Source organism: Vibrio sp. PBL-C16 (genome assembly GCF_034321865.1).
In the GTDB taxonomy this organism is placed as follows: domain Bacteria; phylum Pseudomonadota; class Gammaproteobacteria; order Enterobacterales; family Vibrionaceae; genus Vibrio; species Vibrio alginolyticus.
In genome coordinates this window covers 2,852,728-2,877,115 of record NZ_JAXLNY010000002.1, presented here as the reverse complement: position 1 = coordinate 2,877,115, position 24,388 = coordinate 2,852,728, and the positions used below count along the sequence as shown (strand labels likewise).

The 24,388-nt window shown below is 38.2% G+C and carries 20 protein-coding genes; 13 read left to right on the top strand and 7 right to left on the bottom strand.

What is annotated here, in order from left to right:
- Positions 1-65: 65 nt before the first annotated feature.
- The 5 genes from rfaD to UQW94_RS21425 form a co-directional block, all read right to left on the bottom strand.
- Positions 66-1,007: an ADP-glyceromanno-heptose 6-epimerase gene (gene rfaD, locus UQW94_RS21445; RefSeq protein WP_017634969.1), complete on the bottom strand. Its 942-nt coding sequence runs from the start codon at positions 1,005-1,007 to the stop codon at positions 66-68.
- 148 nt (positions 1,008-1,155) lie between these two features.
- Positions 1,156-3,348, bottom strand: a complete 2,193-nt coding sequence (locus UQW94_RS21440; protein ID WP_225473528.1) for a YjbH domain-containing protein — start codon at positions 3,346-3,348, stop codon at positions 1,156-1,158.
- Positions 3,345-4,103, bottom strand: a complete 759-nt coding sequence (locus tag UQW94_RS21435) for a capsule biosynthesis GfcC family protein (protein ID WP_225473531.1) — start codon at positions 4,101-4,103, stop codon at positions 3,345-3,347. The genes UQW94_RS21440 and UQW94_RS21435 overlap by 4 nt, the downstream gene beginning before the upstream one ends.
- Positions 4,100-4,780 (bottom strand): YjbF family lipoprotein, encoded by a 681-nt coding sequence (locus tag UQW94_RS21430; protein ID WP_064368922.1) that lies wholly within the window; start codon positions 4,778-4,780, stop codon positions 4,100-4,102. The genes UQW94_RS21435 and UQW94_RS21430 overlap by 4 nt, the downstream gene beginning before the upstream one ends.
- Before the next feature lie 69 nt (positions 4,781-4,849).
- Positions 4,850-5,068 carry a hypothetical protein gene (locus UQW94_RS21425; RefSeq protein WP_225473533.1) on the bottom strand — a complete coding sequence of 73 codons (219 nt, stop codon included), beginning with the start codon at positions 5,066-5,068 and terminating at the stop codon, positions 4,850-4,852.
- A 405-nt stretch (positions 5,069-5,473) separates the two neighbouring features.
- Here UQW94_RS21425 and UQW94_RS21420 point away from each other — a divergent pair, with 405 nt between their 5' ends.
- The 10 genes from UQW94_RS21420 (at position 5,474) to UQW94_RS21375 (ending at position 17,249) form a co-directional block, all read left to right on the top strand.
- A complete protein-coding gene (locus tag UQW94_RS21420; RefSeq protein WP_225473534.1) occupies positions 5,474-5,992 on the top strand; it encodes a porin family protein in 519 nt (172 codons plus the stop codon).
- A gap of 64 nt (positions 5,993-6,056) precedes the next feature.
- The gene (locus tag UQW94_RS21415; RefSeq protein ID WP_322142545.1) at positions 6,057-8,759 is read left to right on the top strand and encodes an SLBB domain-containing protein; all 2,703 of its coding nucleotides are present in this window, start codon (positions 6,057-6,059) and stop codon (positions 8,757-8,759) included.
- A gap of 170 nt (positions 8,760-8,929) precedes the next feature.
- Entirely contained in the window at positions 8,930-9,907 is a 978-nt protein-coding gene (locus UQW94_RS21410) for a Wzz/FepE/Etk N-terminal domain-containing protein (protein WP_239932948.1), read from the top strand.
- A gap of 1 nt (position 9,908) precedes the next feature.
- Positions 9,909-10,694 (top strand): hypothetical protein, encoded by a 786-nt coding sequence (locus UQW94_RS21405; RefSeq protein ID WP_025768330.1) that lies wholly within the window; start codon positions 9,909-9,911, stop codon positions 10,692-10,694.
- Positions 10,691-11,884, top strand: coding sequence for a hypothetical protein (locus tag UQW94_RS21400; protein ID WP_025768331.1), 1,194 nt, complete (start codon positions 10,691-10,693; stop codon positions 11,882-11,884). Before UQW94_RS21405 ends, UQW94_RS21400 begins: the two co-directional genes overlap by 4 nt.
- 4 nt (positions 11,885-11,888) lie before the next feature.
- Positions 11,889-13,073 carry a hypothetical protein gene (locus tag UQW94_RS21395; RefSeq protein WP_025768332.1) on the top strand — a complete coding sequence of 395 codons (1,185 nt, stop codon included), beginning with the start codon at positions 11,889-11,891 and terminating at the stop codon, positions 13,071-13,073.
- Positions 13,063-13,887 carry a glycosyltransferase family 2 protein gene (locus UQW94_RS21390; protein WP_322142544.1) on the top strand — a complete coding sequence of 275 codons (825 nt, stop codon included), beginning with the start codon at positions 13,063-13,065 and terminating at the stop codon, positions 13,885-13,887. Before UQW94_RS21395 ends, UQW94_RS21390 begins: the two co-directional genes overlap by 11 nt.
- Positions 13,888-13,889: 2 nt before the next feature.
- The gene (locus UQW94_RS21385; protein WP_025768334.1) at positions 13,890-15,020 is read left to right on the top strand and encodes a glycosyltransferase family 4 protein; all 1,131 of its coding nucleotides are present in this window, start codon (positions 13,890-13,892) and stop codon (positions 15,018-15,020) included.
- Between the two features lie 136 nt (positions 15,021-15,156).
- Positions 15,157-16,437, top strand: coding sequence for a phenylacetate--CoA ligase family protein (locus UQW94_RS21380; protein WP_025768335.1), 1,281 nt, complete (start codon positions 15,157-15,159; stop codon positions 16,435-16,437).
- 47 nt (positions 16,438-16,484) lie between these two features.
- Complete coding sequence (locus UQW94_RS21375; protein ID WP_238762706.1) at positions 16,485-17,249, top strand: glycosyltransferase family 2 protein; 765 nt, start codon at positions 16,485-16,487, stop codon at positions 17,247-17,249.
- Between the two features lie 110 nt (positions 17,250-17,359).
- On the opposite strand, the gene UQW94_RS21370 is transcribed toward UQW94_RS21375, so the two are convergent.
- Positions 17,360-18,367: a sugar transferase gene (locus UQW94_RS21370; protein ID WP_005384832.1), complete on the bottom strand. Its 1,008-nt coding sequence runs from the start codon at positions 18,365-18,367 to the stop codon at positions 17,360-17,362.
- A 239-nt stretch (positions 18,368-18,606) separates the two neighbouring features.
- The gene (locus tag UQW94_RS21365; RefSeq protein WP_213972945.1) at positions 18,607-19,923 is read right to left on the bottom strand and encodes an MBL fold metallo-hydrolase; all 1,317 of its coding nucleotides are present in this window, start codon (positions 19,921-19,923) and stop codon (positions 18,607-18,609) included.
- A gap of 1,146 nt (positions 19,924-21,069) precedes the next feature.
- Here UQW94_RS21365 and wecA point away from each other — a divergent pair.
- From wecA to UQW94_RS21350, 3 genes are read left to right on the top strand one after another with little or no spacing between them, the layout of a single operon-like run.
- On the top strand, positions 21,070-22,152 hold the full coding sequence (gene wecA, locus UQW94_RS21360) for a UDP-N-acetylglucosamine--undecaprenyl-phosphate N-acetylglucosaminephosphotransferase (protein WP_322142543.1): 1,083 nt from the start codon (positions 21,070-21,072) through the stop codon (positions 22,150-22,152).
- Positions 22,153-22,156: 4 nt separating this feature from the next.
- Positions 22,157-23,170, top strand: coding sequence for a hypothetical protein (locus UQW94_RS21355; protein ID WP_318133194.1), 1,014 nt, complete (start codon positions 22,157-22,159; stop codon positions 23,168-23,170).
- Complete coding sequence (locus UQW94_RS21350; RefSeq protein WP_322142542.1) at positions 23,164-24,363, top strand: hypothetical protein; 1,200 nt, start codon at positions 23,164-23,166, stop codon at positions 24,361-24,363. The genes UQW94_RS21355 and UQW94_RS21350 overlap by 7 nt, the downstream gene beginning before the upstream one ends.
- Positions 24,364-24,388 lie beyond the last annotated feature (25 nt).

Here is a 24,388-nt window from a genome sequence, read left to right as displayed (position 1 = left end):
GGAATGATACAGGCTATTGCACTTGAGTAAAGGTGGCAGGTTATGGTTCTACCACCTTGTGGTGCTTAACTGTTTTGGATAGTCAAGTATTCGGCAACGCCTTCTGCAACTGTCTTGAATTCAACATCACAACCTGCGGTGCGCAGTTTGGTCAGATCCGCTTGTGTGAATTCTTGGTAAGCGCCTTTTAGGTGTTCAGGGAATGGGATGGTTTCAATTTGGCCTTTGCCATGATGCTTGATAACTGCTTTTGCTACCTCTTCAAAAGATTCAGCACGGCCAGTACCACAGTTAAAAATACCTGATACGCCGTTTTCTAAGAACCACAGGTTTACTTTACATACATCACCAACGTAAACGAAGTCGCGTTTGAATGATTCGCTGCCCGCGAACAATTTAGGATTTTCACCTGCGTTAAGTTGGTTGTTTAGGTGGAACGCAACTGATGCCATGCTACCTTTGTGGTCTTCACGTGGGCCATAGACGTTGAAGTAGCGGAAGCCGGTGATTTGAGAAAGGGTCTCACCATGCTCTTCAGCGTCTTGCCATAGGCGACGAACGTAGTTATCAAACTGCTGTTTCGAGTAACCGTATACATTCAGTGCGCCTTCGTATTCGCGTTCTTCAACGAAAGTATCGGTATCGCCGTAAGTGGCTGCGGAAGAAGCGTATAGGAATGGAATCTCGCGATCTAAACAGTAATGCAGCAGCTCTTTAGAGTACTCGTAATTGTTTAGCATCATGTACTTACCATCCCACTCAGTCGTTGCAGAGCAAGCACCTTCGTGGAAAATTGCCTCAATCGGACCAAAATCATCGCCCGCCATAATTTGGGTCAGAAAGTCGTCACGATCCATGTAATCTGTGATGTCCAGATCAACTAAGTTCTTAAACTTTTTGCCATTTTTTAGGTTGTCGACAACCAGGATATCGTTAATACCAGCTTCGTTTAGTGCTTTAACAATGTTGCTGCCGATCATGCCAGCGCCACCAGTTACGATGATCATAGAACTTCCACCATAGATTAAAATTTTCTCAGGAATTCTAGCAAGAAACGAAAAGTAGCGCTATTGGAAGCAGGAAGATAGGTTTGAGTCTTCTATGACTCTGTATCTAGATATGAAAAAGGGAGCCGCAGCTCCCTTGATTACTTTATTATTCCACATCCGAACGGTTAGGCCTTTGATACCAAGGATTTCGCTCATCGGTCAACTCAATCAAGCTGTATTTACGTCCGAGTTTCTGTCCTCCGTCACGAGTAAGAGGCTGCCAACTAAAGTTCGCACGATTGTTGCTTGGCTTAACGGTCATGATGTCAAATGGAATCGACAAGTAGAAACCTTTGGTAAAGCTACCTTCACCAAATTCATCCGCAGACAAGTCTGTAAATGACGCAAAGGCACCAGCAATTACGCCACTCTTGAACTGCTTAGAAACGTTGATTTGTGTACCAACATCACCAGCTAGGAACTGACCAACATCGAATTGGATCATCAAATCTTGTAGGAATTCCCATTGAGGGTAGTAGTAACCAGATACAAAACCAGTGAAGCCTTTATCAATAACTTGGAACGGACGTCCATATTCTGGCACGTTTTGCCATTTCTCATCGTAAACACCGAAGTAACTTTGTGGATCACGTTGAGAAATTACGTTGACGTCAGCGCCAATCGCCCAGTTAGCTCCTTGTGGACGGTAAAGAAACTCGGTACCGACTCCAGCAAACATACTCTCCAGATAGCCCGCGTAGAATTGCTGATCCATCGTATCGGAATACTCTTGGAACCAAGTCAATTGTAAGTTTGACATGGTTACAGCATGTTCATTTTGGTAAGCGCGGAACATGGTGCGAACACGAGGAACAGTAGTGCCATCAGGTGGAGTGACATAAATAAACTTATCGTAGTTGTTATACCAATCCCAGTATAACGAACCGCCAATTTCAAGGTTGTCCGTCAGCCAATATGAGGCATTACCGCTTAGCCCTACACTAAAGAGATAGAAATCTTCAGCGTTTCCGAGAGTTTGAACTAGTTTAGGTGCAAAGCCCCAATCAAAACGTTCAAAACCATCGTAGACAGATTCTCCCATTGGCTGAGTAGTAGCCCTTGAGGTTGCATCTTCTATTTTCGGATTGATGTAATTAACTTGGGCAAAGTCGCGATATTTCTCTTTGGAGATAACCGTTTGATCGCCGATCAGACCACGACTGCGTTCATTGATAGTAAAGGTATCAATGTTGTCTGGCACTTCGTTGTAAAGGACTGCCGCTGCTTTTTCATGAGCTTCATTGCGATCACGATACTTTTTCTGCTCACCAACGACAGTTACTGTATTGTCATCAACATAAATACGCGTGTTTTGGTAACCAGCAATTTTGTCTAAATCTTCTGTTACACGTTCCCAATCAACATCAGACAGTTCTTCAGGCTGGCTATCTTCGATTTCTGGTGTTGGTGTATCTCGCCAGAATGATGGCATGTCATTGAAATTAGTGTTTAGCGTTAAGCCTGCTACTAAAGTATCGCCGCGTTCATAACTTAAACGAAAATCGGCCATGCCTAGACGGTAGAGGACACCAAAGTTCCATGGTGTGTGGGGCTTCATATCAACATCTGCCCCCACAACTGCATAGTCTGTAGAATAATCATTGCTGTCGTACTCAACTTTAAATCGTAAAGGAGCGTGCAACGTCTGGAACTCTATACCACCAAATAAAGCCGCAGGCCCTTTGAAAGCTCTGTCAAAATTAGTTGTTCCTCCAGAATCAAGAAACTCTTCAGAACGTTCACAGAATTTGTCTGATGCTTTGCAAAATGGATTGGTTATATTGTCTCTGGTTCCCAAGTAGCCCCAACCCATACCCAAAGTAAAATCAAAAGTACCTAATTTCGAATTAGAATATCGTTTTGTCGCTGCAATAAACTCAGCATCAAAAAGGCCGGTACCAGCAAAGTCTCGTACTCCCAGGGCGATTTCTGGTATGTATTCAGATTCTTCCCATAATCTAAATTTAAAATCTATCCCTTTGTCTGTGTATTCATTATCAACATCGGGGAAGGATGATGAGTAAGGCAGGTCCTTAACTTGAGTGTAACGGATGGTTGTTTCTAACCAAGGCATGAGTTGCAGAGTTACATTGTAAAAAAGGTACTCATCACTACCTGTTACCGAAAAGTTGAATTCCCCTTCAGGAGCCATACGTCCGGTTGGCATCTGCATTAAGCCAACACCACCAAAGTCAGATTGAGAAGGTTGTAAAGAGGGGGCCTCAAAGGGCATGTCTTGAGCCCAAACCAATGCTGGGCCCATTAAAGAAAGGGTTAAGCTTTTTCTAATTGGCATCATTGTGGTCTCTTTGTGGAATTTGGTATCAATTGAGTGAGTAGACGGACAATATCTTGGTCCATTTCGGAGTATTCAAGATTACCAAACGGAATATATACCAATGTCAGAGGTGGTAAGTAATATTGTGTCGTTAACCAAGCTCCGTGATGCGGCTTAACTACGTGACCATCTGGGTAGATCAACACTGGCTGTGTTGATAACGCACCAATGTTATTTTTCAAATTCTCTATTTGTCTTTGCAAAGGGATGCCTGCTTGCGCCTTAACGGAATACACGCTACTTAGGTTTCCTAAGTAATACACTTTTTCTTCGCGTAGAGGGCTAGCGAGCAGGTAATCGCCGCTCAACAGTGGGTTGTCGATTTTATCTAGTCGAATTTTATCAACATCGATCGCAGACAGTAAGCGTGGTGCAAAGCTTTGCTTCTGAATGAACTTGTAGAATGGATGTGCGACCAAATTGTGTTGAATCATTTGATTGAGCACCGAGTTCTTTAAAGCGGTAGAGGTTTTCTCGGCGTGTTCCGATTTATCAAACAAAGTGGTACCAAGAGAATATTGCAGAGAGACGCTTTGCTCCCTAGCAAGTGCTAACACACTTTCTAAACGAGCCGTCCCTTGAAATTGTAGCCGTTTGCCTGCTTCTAGCAATTCAACATTTAATGGTTGCATAGCAGAGGTTTCTGTTTGAGCGAAGCTAGGCATGCTCAAAAGCGGCATGACCAAACCGAATAATGTGAGTAGTTGCTTGCTCATGATTTGCTATATCCCTTCAAAATAGTTAACTCAACCGGAATCATATTTGGCCCTAGGTGTTGCAAGGTTTTAACGACCTGACCCTGTTCATTGACCCAATAGTAGTTTTCGACCGATTGAGAAAGACTTCTAAACTCAACAGCTTCTTTATATACGTTGGTCATAGTGCTAGAAATAGGTGTTGTTAACGTTTCTTGGCCTGAGTAAGAACGCGTTATGTTTGCAGGAAAGCCATAACGGTATTGTGTTGCCCAATCGTATGAGAGTGCGTAGTTGACAGAGGTTGAGTCTAAAGAAAAATCTGGAACGTCACCGTAAACACCCGCTAAGTCGCCACTCTGTAGTCCAATCGTTTTGACGATGTGCCCATTTTCTGTAACGATCATGGCTTTATCGGCGCTTACCCATTTCAATTGTGTTTTTCCATTTTGCGGATTTCGTTCCGCGAAAGCTAAAACGACAAACACCTGCTTCTGATTTCCAAGTTTCAAATAGGCACTGGCATATGGAATAGCATTGATTTCTTCTGGTGTCATCTCTACATCAATGTAGTTACCGTAGGCTTCTTGGACGGTTGCTGAAACATCATTGAATTTCTGTGTGCAGCCAAAGAGTACAAGGAGTAATGGAAGAATGAGGAGTTGGCGTATCCATTTAGGTATTCGGAAGATATTCATTGATCCCTCTTACAAATAAAATCGCCCTGACTTAATCAGGGCGATTGGCTTCTGTTCTACAAAACGAAATTAGTTAGAAGTAGAAGTAGAAGTAGATGTTGAAGTAGATGTTGAGTCGCTATCTGACGCTGCAACTGCTACTACAGTTACTGCTGCTGCTGCGCCTACACCTACAGCTGTAGTGCCAGTTGCTGACGCAGAAGCTGCGCCTGTTGAGCCTGCTTCTTCTGCTGCAAATGCAGATGTTGCGCTTAGAGCCATAAGAATAGCTAGAGCTGTATTCTTCATTATTAATCCTTGTGTATCCGGTATAAAAACATCGATGTTTGGTAGCATAAAAAATGCTCCAAATTATATTCTAGATAAAAAAGCCTTAGCATGTAAATAGTTTCTTATTTTGCCATGGCTTTCGATCTCATTTCTAACACCAGCGTGACATTGCACGGTTATCTTGCTCCCTTGCTTGCTGATAAACTATCAAGAGTGCATAATTTGTCTGCCTATTTCCTTCAGCACTAGAGGCTTGAAGTCAATAGGTCGTTTTTACTTAGACCATATAGAAAGCGATACAGTGGCTTACGCTCCATGCCTCAGGGCGGTAGCGTGCAAGCTTTTCAGTATTTAATGATCTGCATAGCAAAATTTAACTTTGCCTTGTCAGGCAATATTATTACCAGTACTAGGAACTTTTACGTGATAAGAAAGCAGCATTGTTTGGGAATACTTGGTGCACTGGGCTTGAGCCTGAGTTCTTTTTCAGCGTCAGCCGATTTTTACGCAGGCGCTCTAGTGAGCTACTCAAATGCAGAATTGAAAAGCTCACCTTCTGAGTCCGTGAAAGAGGGAAGCCCCTTTCTTCTTAGTGCTCAAGCAGGATACTTCTTTAATGACTACATTGGTTTAGAAGGGCGTTACGGGACATCAGTTCAACGTGACAGTGGTCTTGCTGTTGATAGCGCTTTGAGCGGCTTTGTTAAGCTGAATATGCCAGTTTCAGAGCGAGTTGCACTTTATGGTTTAGCTGGATATTCAAGCGTTCAGCTTGATCTACAAAATGTAGGTTCTCACAAAGAACAAGGATTTAGTTTTGGGTTAGGTATGCACTACGCTTTAAATAACCAAAGCGCGGTGATATTTGAGTTCGTTGATAACGTCTCTGAAGACCAAGTTCGCCTTAACTCGATTACACTGGGTTTTCAGCACCGATTCTAATTTAAATACCTAGAGCTCAAACTTGGGGCTAGGGTCTTTTATTCAATTATTATAGTGACATACCATGTTTAAAGGATATTTCTCTATTGCCGCTTTTATATTGGCAAGTACGTTTGCGTCTTATTCAATGGCACAAACACCCACTCCAGAACAAATGAAAATGTTTCAAAATCTACCCGCCGACCAACAAAAGGCCTTGGCGAGTAAGTATGGTTTCTCCATTCCTTCTAGTTCATCTTCAAACAAGTCTCCTTACGAAAATCCGCAAGTAATCCAACCTAGAACTGAAGCTAGTGGCGCTGTATCTTCCAATATCGAAGAACAATGGCTCAAAAAAGGTGAGCAGGAAGAGCTTAAACGCTTTGGTTTAGATCTTTTTGCTGGTTCTCCAAGCACCTTTGCTCCGATCAGTGATGTTCCTGTGCCAGCAAATTACACCGTGGGGGCAGGTGATGAAATCATTGTGCAGTTGTTTGGTAAGGAGAATGAAACGCATCGTTTACGCGTAAATCGTGCGGGCACAATCAACTTCCCCTCACTTGGGCCGGTAAATGTTGCTGGCATGCACTTTTCTGATGTTCGAGACTCTCTGACGCAACGTGTAAAAGAGCAAATGATTGGTGTGCGCAGTGATATCTCATTGGGTGAATTACGCACCATGCAAGTGTTTGTAATGGGGGATGCATATAAGCCTGGTGCCTACACGGTTAGCGCATTAACGACAATTTCACAAGCTATTTATTACAGCGGCGGTTTTGGTGAAAGTGGGGCGCTGAGAGATATCCAGCTAAAGCGTGATGGTAAAATCATTCGTAAGTTGGATATGTATGACCTTTTACTAAAAGGTGATGCAAGTAATGATGTGCGCTTGCTACCGGATGATGTTGTTTTAATCGGTTCTGTTAACGATACAGTGTCTATAGAAGGCGAAATCAACCGCCCTGCAATTTATGAAGTCAAGGCAGGTGAAACTTACCAGCAACTTATTCAGATGGCTGGTGGTTTTACTTCGAATGCCCATGTCGAGCAATTGGAGATAAAACGCTACGCTTCACATGGCGCTCGTGAGGCTCTGACGCTTGATTTCAATAAAACGCAAGATCGACAGAGTAAAGTTAAAAATGGCGATACCATCAAGATCTTGAAAAAAAGCGAAGAGCTTACTCGTTACGTACAGATAGAGGGGGATGTTCGTCATCCTGGCTATGTGGAATGGCGCAATGGCCTTCGTGTTGCCGATCTTTTCAAATCTGTTGACTCAGCTTTTAACTCAACAGCTGATGTTAACTATGCCGTTGTGGTAAGAGAGATTAATCCGCAACGTGATATTGAAGTGTTCCAACTAAGCTTAGCCAACGCGATTCTATCACCAGGTAGCCAAGACAACCTCCAGTTACAATCACGGGATCGTATATTGGTTTTCAACCGCTTTAATAACGAAGACTTGGATACATTGGCAACACAAGAGGCTGTTTCAAAAGCAAAAACATTGGAGCAAGCGCAAGAGCAAGCTGAGCTCGAACAACAGAAAGAGCAAGAAGTGATGAGCTCTTCTGTTGCTGTTTCGCATTCAGCAAACGGTACGCTGAACAACCAGAGCACCACAGAGCAGGCGAAACCAGCTAAAATCATTTTCCGTGGTAAAGAGATTACAGAGGAAGACTTTGAAAAGCTGAAGCAAAATACTCGTCGCACTTTACTTGCCCCTGTGTTGTTACAACTTCAGCAACAGTCTCGTTTGGGGCTAGCCCCTCAAATTGCTGAAGTCTTTGGTGAAGTGAAGCACCCAGGACGCTACCCGATTACTCCAAGAATGACGGTATCAACGCTTATTGAAGCAGCTGGTGGTTTGACTTACAACGCATTCACAATTAATGCAGAATTAGCACGAACCGCGATTAATAGTGCGGATGAGCGTGCGTATATTGATGTTGAGCGTATTGATTTGCGTAAAGCAATCCAAGGCAGTGCTTCGGACGATGCAATTATCGTAGGCCGAGATCGTTTGAACATCCTAGAAAAGCCAAATGTGAAGCTACAAAGCACAGTCACTTTACAGGGTGAAGTTCGTTTCCCTGGAACCTATACCGTGCGCCAAGGTGAAACCTTAAGTGAGCTATTGGATCGAGCGGGTGGTCTCACAGAGTTCGCTCACCCCCAAGGAGCGATATTTACGCGTGAAGCATTGCGTTTACAAGAGCAGAAGCTTTTAAACCAATACGCCGCAGATATGCGAAAAGAAACAGCGAAGAAGACGTTCCGAGCCGATAGTAATATAGGTTCTGTAATTTCAGACCCAGAAAAAACACTAGCATTTGTTGAGGAAGCAAGTCGCAGCAAAGCACTTGGCCGTATGGTGGTACAGTTAAATCGCATCTTAAAGGGTGAGCGTTCAGCTGATTTTATGCTAGAAGATGGAGACTTCCTCTTTGTCCCAACCTTCCGCAATACTGTATCGATTATGGGTGAAGTTCAGGTTCCAATTACCTACTTGTTAGACAACAAACTTGATGTTGATGATTACTTGAACAAAGCGGGTGGAGCTAAGAAACAAGCGGACGAAGACCGTATTTTTGTAGTGCGTGCAGATGGTTCTGTTTACAAGCCTTCATCAGGTTATTGGTTCGGAAACAATAAAGAAGGGTTAAAAGCTGGCGATACTATTGTTGTGCCAATTGACACCGATTACCGTGATGCATTAAGTACTTGGACTGCTGCAACGCAGATTCTTTATCAGACGGGTGTTGCGATTAATGCCCTAAAGTAGCGTATCAATCGTTTGATATACAAATTAATAGTAGAGTTGTAGTCCTTTTCCACAAAATCATAGCGGCAAAAATAGAACTACAACTTTTACCTTTATGAAGTACTCTTGTCAGCAAACTCGAGAATCGGCAAGGGGAGCTTAGCTTAAGAGCCAAGGACTCTATAAATCCAATGGAATCAACTAAAGAAGCGTACAAAGATAACACCTCTCAACCACTACAAACCTCTCAGGTTCATAATGACGAAATCGACCTACGAGATCTTATTAGAGTAATATGGAAAGGAAAGTGGCTAATTACTTCCATCACTCTTCTTTTTGCTATTGGCTCTGTGGTATACGCTTTAAGTCTCCCCAATATATACAAAGCCGATGCACTATTAGCTCCAACAGAAAGTGTTAGTGGGGGAGGGCTGTCAAAAATGGCAGGGCAGCTCGGTGGGTTAGCGGCATTAGCTGGTGTGAATTTAGGTGGAGCTGAATCGTCTCACGTAGACTTGGCTGTACAGGTAATGCAGTCACGTCAATTTATAGAACGATTCATTAATAAGCATGAATTGCTTATACCAATAATGGCGACGAAAAGTTGGGATTTAACTCAGAATGAGCTGGTTATTGATAAAGATGTTTATGATCCAGCATCGGGAGAATGGTTACGTGATCCGAAGGGGCTTCGTGGGGCAAAACCTACCGCACAAGAAGCATTTGAAGTATTTAACAAGGAAATCCTAACTATAAAGTCAGACAAAGAAAGTGGTTTATATAATCTCTCTATTACCTACTACTCTCCCTATCTCGCGCAGCAATGGGTTGAATGGCTTGTAGAGGATATTAACAAAGTGATGCGTGAGCGTACAATTAAAGAGAGCTCTCAAAATCTTGCTTACCTCAATACACAGCTTCAAAAAACTGCGGTTGCAGATATGCAGAGTACCTTTTATAAACTTATAGAAGAACAGACTAAAAGCTTAATGCTTGCAGAAGTTCAAGAGGAGTTTGTCTTTAAGACGGTTGACCCAGCAGTAGTACCTGAGATTAAGGCTAAACCCAATCGTGCTTTAATTTGTATACTAGGTACATTCTTGGGCGCATTATTATCAGTGATATTGGTTGTTTTTCACTATATAAAGAAGATTTTATTTGAGGTTTAAGATGGATGTAACATTTCTTATTTCAACAATGAATGAAAGATTAATGAATGTTACATTGGAAGATGGCGTTCGTTATGTAATAGTTCATCAAATAACAGATGGTCATGAGGCTCATTATCTAGAGTTTGCAAGAAGTAACTTCTCGGAAAATATAGTCTACGAGCAGATGTTCGATACTGGTTTGTCAAAAAGTAGAAATAAAGCCATAGAGCTATGCCAAAGTAAATTTGGTTTTATTCTTGATGATGATGTCAAAATTAATCGTAAAGAATTAGAATGTTTTTTAATGGAGTCAAATAGTATCGCAAGTGACTATGGTGAAAGTGTTTATTTTTCTTGCTCTCATGTTCTTGGTTTTAAAAAAAAATGGGTTGCTAAGAAAAGTAAATTTCTTAATATATTTACATGTGCAAAAATAGCTTCTATTGATATGTGCTTAAACGTAGAGCATATGAAAGAAAATAGAATTAAATTTGATGAAAACTTTGGTCTTGGAACTAATTTACCATCTGGAGAAGAATATATATTACTTACAGATGTGATACATAGTGGTGGCAAAATATACTATTGTAATAATTACGTATGCATACATCCATTAATTGTATCAGGTAACGACTTCTTTTCTACTGAGGATAAAGTAAGAGCTAAGAGAGAAATGTTCAATAGGCTGAAAAGTAGGTATAAATATGTATTTAAATTTTTATTTTTTATAAAAAAAGTTCCTATACTGATAAAGAGTAATAAACTCATAGATTTCACTAAGACGTATTGGAAAGCTAAGGTATGAAGTTTATTGAGCGAAGCTTGGTTGTAACTTGTGCGCTCTTTGCATTTAACTCTCTTTATCCAAGTTATCTCTGGGAAAATGCATATATATATAAGTTGAATTTTATAGCACTGTTTTTATTATCAGCGTTATATTTATTGTCAAATAAATCCGTTGGCAGGAATAATCTTATAGCATTTATGGTATTGTCTTTGTGGATTATCTACGGTTATTTCCCAAGGGGAGATGATATTGCTTTGATTTCTTCTGGTATTATAGGTATTTTGATATTTTCACTATTACCTAGCCATATAAGGACATCATCATTTAATATGTTTCTCGTGTTGGTGGTTTTTATATTATCACTATCAATTGTTCAATACCCACTTATTGTTTTTGGATTTGTTGATGCTATAGGGCATATTGACCCTACGAACTATATTAAGGCCAGTCGAGGTCAATTTTACATTAATTATGGTTTTAATGCTGTACTAAATGATCAGCACTTAAGTATTTTTGGCTATCAGTTTTTCAGGTTCTCTTCCATATTTGACGAACCTGGAATGGTTGGAACAATTACGGCAATATTGACTACATTTATTTTAAATAAAAAAAGTAAGAATAATAATTTTAAAATAACAATTTTGGTCTTGTCTAATATACTCTCATTTTCTCTAGGTGGTTATATTTTACTTCTGGTTGGAGTGTGCTCTAGATACTTTTTTTCACTGAAATCTATATCATTAAAATTAATTTTTAATGCATCATTAATTTTTATTTTACTGCTTACGGTCCTTACCACTGATGGTGGTAAGAGATATATATTAGATCGTGTTTGGGATGGTGATAAAATTACAATAAAAGATAATCGTGTAGATGATAGATTTGAAAAACAATATTTGTCGGCTTTAAATGATAGTAAAGCGCTTTTAATTGGCGAAGGAAAAGATGCTCATGTTAGGACTGGGCATGATGTATCCTCATATAAAGGTGTTATATTTAATTATGGTTTGTTAGGTTTTGTTTTTTCTATTATTTTGGTTTTTTATATGTCTTTGTTTATCAAATCTCACCGTTTTTATTTATCGGAAACTTCACTTGTTTTGGTAATTCTATTGAACATGTTTCAACGTCCTTATGACTATAACTTTTATTATTATTTTATTATGTTGGCGTATGGGTCATACACTACAAGCGAGCCGGTGACGTAATAGCATGCTATTAAATATTCTAGCCATTAGTTCTAAGCTGCTTGCTTCATTTGGAGTACTTAAGTTAATTTCTATTACATTCTCCCATTCTGATTTGAGTGATTACTATTTGATCCAAAATCAGCTCTCTGTGCTTCAGTTCATATTCTCATTTGGGCTAATAAATGGTTTTCTTAATGAATCAGTAAAGAATAATTGTGATAAAGATATTTATACTTTATTAAAAATATCATTTATTTTACTGTTATTAATTTTGCCTATTTCTTATCTATTTAGTGGTGGTTTTGGTTGCGTAATTGTATTTACCTCTTTTGTGATTGCTATTAAGTCTACACTGTATTCTATATTGAACGGTCAAAGAAGAAAAAAAGATTATACAATATTTGTCTTTTTTGAAATGCTACTTTTTCTTGCAGCAATAAAATTTGTTTATGATTCTTATGGTGTACAGGTGGTGATATTAACCCAAGGAGTTATAGGTATATTTGTTGTTTTATTGGTGTTGTATCGATTAAAAAAATTCGATTACAGTGGTTTTTCATTCTTTGAAAAAACAGGTATTATTAAACCTTTTTTATACAAATATCTCCCATATTTTAAAATGGCAGTTGTATCTGCATTTGCTGTTCCTCTGATATACCTTCTTTCCAGAAATATACTGTTTCATTTTTATGATATAGATTCTGTAAACCTGTCTATTCTCTTCGCAAGTTGGCGTCTTTCTGACTCTCTTTTGATCGGTGTTGGAGCTCTGTCATCTATCTATATAATACCTGAATTAAATAGAAGTCCGTCTATAGATAGTTTTTTATATCGTATATCTTTATTTATTGCTTTAGCTTTACTCTTCGCATTGATTCTTCTTGTTATTTTTCCTGATTTTATAGTTAGCTTACTCCTAGATAAGAAGTATACAGCGAACTTTGAGATAGTATTAATTGTTTTTCTATCATTCTTTCTTAGGGCACTATCTTATATCTTGGGTTTAAAGTTAGTTTATCTTAAAAAAACTAAAGCTTTTGTATCTATAGAGATGGGGCATGCACTAACCTTTCTTGTTAGCATCATTTTTTTCAGTCTTGTTAATACATCTGTATTTTTAGTGCATTATGCCTTCTTACTTCAGGGTATAGTTTGCCTAACTCTTACTTATAAAGAATTTTACTTAAGTGGTAATGATGAAATATAGTTATATAGTTCCAACTTATAATAGAAAAGATAAATTAGTAGATACGTTAAATAGCGTATTGAATCAAAGTCGAAATGACTATGAAATAATAGTTATAGATGATGGAAGCTCTGATGGAACAGAATATATCGATTTTCATAGAATGTCTGAAAAAATTAGATATTTTCAACGTTCAAATTCTGGAGTGTCATCTGCTCGCAACTATGGTGCAAGTTTGGCTAAAGGCTCCTATTTAATCTTTCTTGACTCTGACGATCTAATTTCGGGTGAGCAATTAAAAGTTTTCGATAGTCTTATTAGAGAAAATGAAAATCATGACATATTTTTTACAAGTTATTCTTTTTGGGAAAGCAGTTCAGGACACCTTATAAAAAGGAAAGAGTTAAAAGATGGAAAATATGATGACTTTTTATTAGATTGCACGCGGTCAATCCAACCATTTTTTCCTGGGTGCCTATGCTTATCAAAACTGTTATTTGAACAAAGTAATAAGTTTAAAGAAGGCTGTAATTTTGGTGAGGACCAAGCATTGTGGGTAGAGTTATTGTCTTCTCATGAGGCGGTATCGAGCAATACTTCAACTCTTTGGTATCGAGTTGACTCTCTTGGTTCATTATCAAAGGCGAAAATTAAGAAATTACCTCCAGATATATATGTAGCAATAGACAAGGGTAAGAGTCTTGAAGATAATAGAAAGATTAATAGGTATATTAAACATCGGCTTAAATCTTTCACAAAAATAGCAATAAAGGACGTTAATGTCCGATTGCTGAGTGAGATCTTTATCTCTTACTTAAAATCTTTTAAGGTTTAGTTATGAAAGTACTTTTCGTTTGTAATGAATATCCACCATATCCAGCTGGCGGTATCGGTGTATTTACAAAAGAACTTGCAGAGTCTTTATCTGCTCAATGTGATGTCTACGTGGTTGGCTTGTATAATGTTAAAGAAACAACCAATGAGTCAATTAACGGCGTTAATATAGTACGTATTCCGGGAAGAAAAGGTGGTATTTTCAATAAATTATTTGATCGTATAAAGTTATATAGAAATGTAGCTAAGATCGTAGGTAATAAAAAAATTGATATTGTTGAGTGCCAAGATTTTAATGGTTTTTTTGCATTTTTCCCTAAGTTAAAAGCAAAGTTTATAGTTCGACTTCATGGTTCAGTATCATACTTTTATAAGGAGTTAAAACAATTTGGCCTTAAAAGTTTTTTGTGGAGAATAATTGAAAAAAGTCATTTGCTTAAAGCTGATTATATAGTTTCTGTTAGCGATTATACTGCCCATGCAACTAATGAGTTATTCCGACTGAAAGCCAAAGAATTTTCCACAATACATAACGGTGTTAAAGTAGATGACTTATATCATGAAGTCGATTCACTTGAAGTTAAAAAGTATATATTTGCTGGTTCAATAATTAAAAAGAAAGGCATTTGTGAGCTTATTGAAGCGTGGATTACTTTTTCAAAAGGAAAAGGTAATGTAACTTTAGATGTCTATGGTAAAGATATTGAAGGTCTATCGGATATTTTAATTAAAAAGCTTGAATTAGCAGGAATTAATAATTGTACGTTCCACACTCCCTTAGCAAAAGAAGAACTAGTGCATCAGATTCGCAATAGTTCATTTTTTGTTTCTCCTACAAAAGCGGAGGCGTTTTCTTTAGCTCCTTTGGAAGCAATGGCTTGCTCAACTTTAGTATTATACTCAAATCAAACTAGCGCTAATGAGCTTATTAAACATTCTGTAAATGGTATTCTTATTTCAAGTGCTAATGTAGATGATATCATTGAATCACTTGAAATCTCTTATAGTTTAGATGTTGATACTTATAACAAAATGACTTTGAACGCCTACAATGACGTCGTCGGTAAGTTCAATGTAGAAGAAAAGTGCATAGAAAATAGAGCTTTCTATCAATCGGTCATTGGTGTTAAGTAATTTACGCTATATATCTATCAGGACTATTTTTATGCTCGATTTTTGCATTTTGATGAACTGGTTATTGAGATATGCTAAATAAAGTAGAGTTATATTTTATAGTTTGATATGTCTATTTGTAATTAAGAGGTTAGCTTTGATAAGTAAGTTGATATATTATCTCGGGGTTGCTATTCGAAATCCCTCGTTTAAAAAAGTGAAGAAAGAACTTGATGAATCATATTACCTTGAGGAAAAAAAACTTGAAGAAATTCAAAATGAAAGGTTAAATATAATATTAAGATTTGCTTATCAGAACTCACCTTATTATAGAAAGTTGCTAGATTCTCATTCCTATTCGCCTAGTAATACATACGATAAGAGCTTTTTAACGGAACTGCCAATTTTAAGTAAAGATACATTGATTGTTAATAATAATGATATCCACACTATAAATAATTATAAATTTGGAAAATTGTTTTTTTCTGAAACATCTGGCTCTACAGGTCAAGCGTTAACTTTTTATAAAGATGAACTATGGGATTCTTATAATCGAGCTTCGATTGCAAGGGGGATGGCACATTTTGGAGTTAATGTTTGGCATAGAAATGGATACTTCTGGGGCTTTAACCACAGAGGTCTTTCTCTTTTGAAGGTTAGGTTCCTTGATTTCCTTATGAATAGATTTCGTGTTTTTTCCTACTCAGACAAGCCCTTAGAGAATTTTCTAGATAAATGCAGAAAGGCCGAATATCTATCTGGTTATAGTTCTATGATTTATGAAGTGGCAAAACTTGCAAATAAAAGAAATATTCAGCTGTCCAATATTAAGTTCATTAAAGGTACCTCTGAGAAAATTTATGATTTCTATCAGGATGAGGTCGAGCAAGCTTTTGGAAGGAAAATAGTCAGTGAGTACGGTTCTGCTGAGTCGGGAATTATTGCGTTTGAATGTCCTTATGGGAATATGCACATAAATGAAGAGTGCTGTATTTTAGAGGTAGTCGAAGGTCGCGCTGTAGTTACCAATCTGATAGCTAAATCTTTTCCAACAATTAGATATGATTTGGGTGATTATGTCTCACTTAAAGATGTAGAATGTGCCTGTGGTAGAAAAAGCAAGGTTATTTCTGAGATAACAGGGCGAGTTGGTAAGAATATTGTCGGCACTAATCAGAGTTATCCTTCACTTACACTATATTATGTGTTTAAGAATATGGCTGTAAATCACAGGATAAATATTGCTTATCGTTGTGAACAACACGTAAAGGGACAACTTGTTGTTTATTATGAAAATGTACTGTCTCCTGAAGAAATGGCATTACTAAAATCAGAGTTCTTTAAGTATTTTAATGATGACTTACAAATTGAATATAATTACGTTAAGAATATACGTCCTCCAAACAGAAAGTTAAAAGATTTTGAAAGTTATTTATGAATTGGATTTTTGTATTTGATTAATATAACCTAACGAATTATATAAAAATGGATCAGTTTAGTAATTTAGTATCGATAATTATGCCCACTTATAATTCAGAGGGTACAGTGCCAGACAGCATAGACAGTGTGATTTGTCAAACATATAGTGAGTGGGAGCTGATTATCGTTGACGACCGTTCTACCGATAATACTTGGCAAGTCATTCAAACATATGCTGATAAATACGATAACATTCGTGTATATCAGAACAAAGAAAACCTAGGTGCAGGAGCGAGCCGGAATTTTGCTATAAAAAAAGCAAAAGGCCGCTTTATTGCTTTTTTGGATTCTGACGACCTTTGGACAGAAGACAAACTCGCAGAGCAAATTCCATTCATGCTGGAGAATAACTACCCACTCACATACACTCACTACAGCCGTTTTACTAGTGAAGAAGAGCTGAGTGTTGTAACTGCTCCCGAATATACAACGTATAAAAAACTTATGTATAGTAATGTTATCGGGTGCCTGACCGCCGTTTATGATGCACAGGCACTCGGTAAGCGCTATATGCCTCTTATTCGTAAACGTCAGGATATGGGATTGTGGTTAGATATACTGAAAGATACTCCTAAAGCGTACTGTCTACCTAAGCCATTAGCAAAGTATCGGATGGATAGTGGTATGACAGCTAACAAATTTAGCGTTTTGTCATATCAATGGAAGTTCTACAGAGACGTAGTAGGCTTGAGCTTGCCAAGAAGCCTATTTACATTTTCTGTCTACGCCGTTAAAGGTACGATGAAACACCGCACTAAGCGCAAATCTTAGTTTCCTTAATCCTCGATAGAGCTTACAGAATATACACACAAAAAGAGCAGCGACCGTAAGGCGCTGCTCTTTTTTATACCTGTGATCCGTTCGATTAAATTCGCCGTGTTTTAGCGACCCATCCCAAATAACACCGTTTTGACTGTAAGGAAAAGAATCTTCACTTCCATCATCCAGTTTTGGTGTTTGATATAGTAGACATCGTATTTATGCTTCCAAATAGCGTCTTCTACCGATGCGCCGTAAGGGTATTTTACTTGAGCTAGGCCAGTTACCCCAGGTTTAACGGCGTGACGGAAGCGATAGTAAGGAATGGCTTTTTCCAACTCAGAGATGAACACTTCACGTTCTGGGCGAGGGCCAACCATCGACATCTCTCCCTTTAGTACGTTGATTAACTGAGGGAGCTCATCAATGCGAGTTTTACGAATAAAACAGCCGACTTTCGTTACGCGCGCGTCATTTTTGGTTGCCCATTGGGCTCCGTTCTTTTCTGCATCGTTTCGCATCGAGCGAAACTTAATCACTTCAAACTCTTCATTATACTGGCCGGTACGACGCTGTTTAAAGAATACCGGACCTGGCGATTCAAGCTTAATGAGTAGTGCCGTAATAAGCCCTACTGGAATAGCAACCCATGACAGCATGAAAACAAACAACAGATCGATGAAGCGTTTTTGCCAGCTGTTCTTGCGATTAGAAAGGATAGAAAAAGCTTTTTGGTGTAAGAAGTAGCCGCTGTGCAAAAGCTCAGTTTCAGTATATCCGAGTGAACGGTCAAAATAGCTCACTAATGGCTCAACCCAAGCACCTAGCTCTGTCGCCGCGACAAGAAACGCTTGCTGTTCAGGATCTAGATGCGAGCTTTTGAAGTGGCAAAGCGTTTTGCTCTTGAAGTCTCTAAGAGCATAGTTATTAACCTGAGCGTTAATCTCAGGATGCCTCTTAAGCACTTGAGCAATTTTTGCTTCGTCTTCTTTTGGACAGTAGATATAAAGGCAAGCATTTGATTCACTTGCGGATAACTCGTCCAATGCTGATGTTATGCTGATAGAATTATGCTTAGTTAATTCAGAAGCTTCTCGTTCTTGAAGCGTGTCGCTCATACTGTCTGTCATAGGAATGGAATAAGTTGTTATCGACTAGCCAATTGCTTACAAGTCGGCGATTATAATTTATTTCGTATAGAAATTATATCCCTTAATCCAGAACATGCTCATAACTTTGTTAATTTTCTTGAACCTGAGTCCTTGTCTATGACTTGTTTTTGAATCTTAACGAAATTATATCAATGAATTCGAAAAACTATGTTTGCGATATATTATATTGCCTCGAAATTAAATGATTGTTCATTTCACTATATAACGCAGTTATATCCGAGGGTTATCAGTTGTTGATAAAGCGATCTTTTCGACGCTTGTTCACCATGAATAAGGTGAACTTCTTTCGGAGGAGTAGGAATACCAGAAACAAACTGTATTAAATCGTCCCTATCCGCATGTGCAGAGTAACCTGACATGGTATGTACTTGAGCCTCCACTCTAACGCGCCTTCCTTCAATCAGTATGTTCTCTTCTCCATCCTGAATTCGCCGACCTAACGTCCCTTCTGCTTGATAGCCTGCAAATAGCACATCATTTCTTTTATCTGGCAGCAATGCTTCTAAATAATTGACGACACGTCCACCTTCACACATACCAGAGGCCGCAACCACGATAGCAGCTTCTGTCGTGCTCGCGAGTCGATTGACGAGCTTTAAATGGTCAGTGTGGCTTTCGACGGTAATACATTGATCAAACGCAAGAGGGTGTCGGTGATGCTCGATCCGCTCTTTCGCTTCAGCTCCCCAAAGCTTTTTAAATTGCCGATAGGTAGTAGTTACCTTTTTAGCCAAAGGAGAATCGAGAATAATAGGCAGAGAATCTTGCAAGGCGTGCTCATGAATAAGCTGTTCTATATCAAACAGTAACTCTTGAGTTCTCCCGACGCTAAAAGCAGGTATAACAATTACGCCACCATCCTGAAGTGCATGCTCAATAATAGAAAGCAATCGCCTACTGCGAGACTCAACATCTTCGTGAACTTTATTGCCGTATGTTGACTCGATAAACAAATAGTCAGCTTTTTCAGGCGATACCGGATCAGGTAGGAGAGGCGTGTTACGAGGTCCCAAATCCCCTGAGAACACAACAACTTCATTGTTTAATAAATGAAACTCAACATATGCAGACCCTAAAATGTGTCCTGCTGGTTGAAAGCGAAGAGAGGTATGTTCTTCTATCTCTATCCATTGGGAGTAAGAGCAAGGGCGAATAAGCGTTCGAATAAAATCGAGCAAGCTGTCCCTTTGATGGCGCCTCATGCCTAACTGGAGCTTTAATCCATCTTCTAACATAAGCGGTACGAGCTCAGCGGTGGCTTCCGTACAGTAGATAGGCCCCTTATAACCTGCAGCCAATAGCCAAGGTAGCCGACCAACATGATCGATATGAGAATGGGTTAGAACAACCGCTTTGAGATCAGAGATAGAAAAGTCGATATGCAAACTCTCCTGCTGAGCATTATCTTGACCTTGTAGCAAACCACAGTCGATCAGCACACTTCCATTTTGTAATACGAGCTCGTGACAAGAGCCAGTAACCGTATTTTTCCCACCGTGGTGCAGTACTTTCATAACTAAACGACGTCTTTTCCTTTGTTAACCCACGCTTACGAGTATTTGCTTTTATATATAGCGACACCTCGCGACGTAAAGACGGCTCAGTCAATCGCGCAATGAACAAGGTAAGCAGAAAGTGGTGAATAAGTGAGCGTATTGTAGGCAAGGATAATGAGAGTAAGAAAACAGCAAAACCGAAAGTTTAGAGAGACTTAGATATTCGTCATAAATTTGACTGTGTAGCATTGCAACCTGTTGTGATGCAATTCATATTATTGCAACTATTTTCACTTAGACTTCTGAGATTAACGCGCTAGCTATACAAACATCAGCTATGCCGGAAGGAGTTTAATAATTAGTAAGCCAACAAAAAAAGCGTCACGTTTATGGCGAGTTAAGTGTCAGAAAAAAGACATTTTTTTGCAAGCTTTTTACACGTTCTACTTTTAGTTGCAACGTGTTTACTATACAATTCGTCTCCTGTTTGGAAACGCAACCATTAAACACTACGTATAAAACTTGCTTCTAGGAGCCAGACCTAGGGGCGGTAGCGTGCCCAAATCATCTGTTAGTCTCTTTCCTAACAGAAGAGAGACCAAGCAAGATAATTTTTAATAATAATAAGCACCTAAGTGCATTTCTGGCAAGATTGATTTATAAAAAACGAGAACTATTACAAATTTATGTAATTCCCTTTTGTCAGAGGGACGCTCAAAGCTAACAAAGTGGCGAGCAAATGTTGGTTAGGCATAGGTTACAATTTAAATCTCCATTTCTCATACCTATCAAAACCAAATACTAGGTTTATAGAAGTACATAACTACCGGCCCAAACCGTTAGTTAGTGTATTCAGCTTTGTATTTGGCCTGCCTATAAAGGCTGAGAACCGATGGCCGTCACGAGCTAGTGTCGGTGGAACTCAGTTACTTACATATTCAATATTAGAAATTAGCGTTTGCAATGCGTTACAACCCACGTTGGCTAATGTGGTTTTGTCACGTCAAAAAATCACCTGCTCATTCTTAGAGTTCGGCGTGTCTAGATACGAGCGAAGCAAGAATCAGCAGTATCGGACCTGTGATGCAATGGAATCCGTAAAGGGAATCAGTCGGATGCGTTATAGATTTACCTCAAACTTATTTAATAACACAGTTGGCTACCATGAATAATGCATATTTATTTGTATTTATTTTGTCGTTCGTTCTACTTTTTGTTATGCGCAAAGTTGCTAAGCGCGTAGGTCTAGTAGATAAACCCAATGCAAGAAAGCTCCACCAAGGAGTAGTACCCCTTGTAGGAGGCATCTCCATTTTCTCTACTATACTGGTCGGGTTCCTTCTGTTCCTACCAATGAATGACAACCTATCACTCTACTTATCTTGTTCGGCTGTGCTTATAGTGCTCGGCGCATTAGATGACTACTACGATGTAAGTTTCAAAATTCGTCTTATTATCCAAGCTGGAATATCCCTTGCGATGATTTACATCGGAGGCCACAGCTTACACGATTTAGGCTACTTAATGGGGAGCGAAACCATTGCCCTTAATGAAGTCGCTGGCGCAGTGATCACCGTTATTGCGGTAATAGGCGCAATTAACGCATTTAATATGGTTGATGGCATAGACGGCTTGCTGGGCGGGTTAGCCTCGGTCACCTTTACAGCATTAGGTATTGTGTTTGCCTACAACGGAAACGAATATTTAGCCACGATCTGTTTAATGATCGTGACTGCGATGCTTCCTTACATCTTTCTGAACTTAGGTTTCCCACTTGGTCGTCGCTTTAAAATCTTTATGGGTGATGCTGGCAGTATGTTTATCGGCTTTACAGTGGTCTGGATGCTGATTCGCGGCACGCAAGAACCAGGAGCGGTAGCCTTCAAGCCAGTCACAGCACTGTGGCTAATAGCTTTACCGTTGATGGACATGGCAACCATTATGATCCGTCGTATTCGTAAAGGTCAGTCACCATTCCAACCAGACAGAGAATATCTACACCATATTTGTCAGCGTATTGGGCTTTCTCCAGGTGCAACGTTAATTTTCATCTGTTCGATGGCATCAATTTGTGCCGCTATCGGTTTGTGGGCTGATTTTGTTGGAATGAAAGAGTCTGTGATGTTTTTTGCATTCATTGTTTTATTCTTAGTTTACTTTTGGCTTATTAGTCATATATGGAAAGTTACAGCAGTAATAAAAAGTATATTTAATAAAGAGAGCAAACAAGAAGTTCTTCAAAAATAACCAAATGAGTCAAATTTTTAAAATGAAAATTAAAGTATTACATCATAAAGAATATTTTGGGCAAAGAATACCAACTTTTAAATCGATTGATTTAGAGTTGTTTGTCAACCACATTAAGAGCTTTGGCTATGATGTGGATCTATTGGATTTTGAGTCTTTACAGTTTGAGATAAATAATAGTGATAGTTCTTTATATGTCTGTGGAAGTCATCAAAACCTTGATGTGAAAAAGTATTTAGATGACGTCCTTTCATTACCCGTATTTAATAACGCAGTTATACCTGATAGAGATTTAATTAAGTGCCATGAAAATAAAGGCTATCAGGGCCTTTACGCAAAGCAAAAAGATCTTCCTTTTATTGAGCAGAGTTACTACATTGAACCTAGAAATATAAGCGAAAGAAAAGTGCTTAAGCTTGTCAATGGAGCCGGAAGTGGAGGGGTAACACTAGTTAGTAAAACGGAAGAGCTAAATAGTTTTATTCGTAAGTCTATATTATCAAGAGTCGGAATAAAAAGAGTTGCCTATTACTTACGAGCATTTTTAAAATCAAAATTAAAAAGAACAAACATTAATGAATTAGCTCTGGAATACTATAAAGTAAAGGAACCATATGTTCTTCAAAACTTTGTTGATGAATTAACATGTGATTATAAAGTTCTTGTATTTAACAAAAAATGCTTTGTATTAAAAAGAAATACAAGGACGAACGACTTTAGAGCAAGTGGTAGTGGGAAATTTGAATTTGTAAAACCAGAAGAAGAACTTTTGAATTTTGCTTTGGAGTTTAGAACTAAACTCGCAACTCCTTATGTTTCAATTGATATAATTAAGACAAAAGAGGGATACAAGTGTATTGAGTTCCAATGCGCACACTTTGGTCCTTATACACAAATCAATGCTCAGTATTATTATGAAAAAATAGAAAATCAATGGTTAGAGAATAAGAACAATACTGTTTTAGAAGAATTGCTAGCTGAAAGCTTAGTATTATTTATTGAGAATGAAAAGTGTTAAAAAAGCTTGTTGGGATGTCTGGTGCTCTGGCCTTAGCTCAGATTGTAAACTTCATTGCGATTTCATATGGATTTAAGTTATTTGGAGCGGAAGAGTTCGGTAAGTATAGTTATGTAAATAGTTTGTCACTCGCGATCTCAGTTCTATTTTACCTTAAATCTGACAGTGTTATTTTATTAGAAGCTAAAGAAAATATATCAAAAACATTTTACCATATTAATAGGTACTCTACATTACTACTATTTTTACTCTTATTTTTTATTGCGTTCACAAGTCTCGTTTATCATGATAAAGAGTTGATACTCTTGACTTTGGCTGGTGTCATTTTAGCCTATTTTAATGCTAAGTTCATATTGTTTGGGTCAGCTCTAATAAAAGAAGATAAGACGTCAAAGTATGGTATAACTGCTGTCATCAGGCCTTTTCTCATGTTGACAGGGCAATGTATTATTAATTCCATCCCTAAAGCAATGTATCCAATGGTAATAATCAGAATATTATCTGAAATTATTGCATCAACTTTTAGAAGAAGAAAAGAAAAGACTGATAATTATGAAAAAACAAAAATTAAGAGTTTTGTCTTAAGTAAAAAAGAGTACTTTATATATGGTACAGTTGCAAGTTTATTAAACTCGATATCTCAACAAGTCCCTATGGTACTGCTTCCTTTAAAATATGGATATGAATCATTAGCTTATTTTTCGCTAGCTTTTTCTCTAACTCTAGCGCCAATGACTCTAATCTTTTCACCTCTACGTAATCTCCTACTAAAAAAAATATCTATAATAGAAGATAAGTTTTTATTTGTTAGTCGATATTCTTTAATTCTCTTAGTGCCAACAATTGCTTTGGTTATTATATTTAATCTCTGTTCGGAATTCGTTGTTAATTTAGTGTGGGGAGAAGAATGGAAGGATACGGCATACTATATGGGTATGATAATTTTCTGGGTAAGTTCTGGATTGTTTAGTTCCCCTGCATATTGCTATTTAATTTCCTCTGCTAAACAAAGAAAGTTAATCTCTATAGAAAACATATTCTTGATTATAAAGTTAGTTTTTTTGTTGTTGGTTTTTCTAATCAATATTGATTTAAGAGATGTGATATTAGTTTTTGTAATACTAGGTTTTTTATACAATGTTTCTGTTGTTTATTATTCATTTAGGTTGTTAAAAAAACAAAATGATTATTAATTTAAATTTTTAATTCAGTAGATAG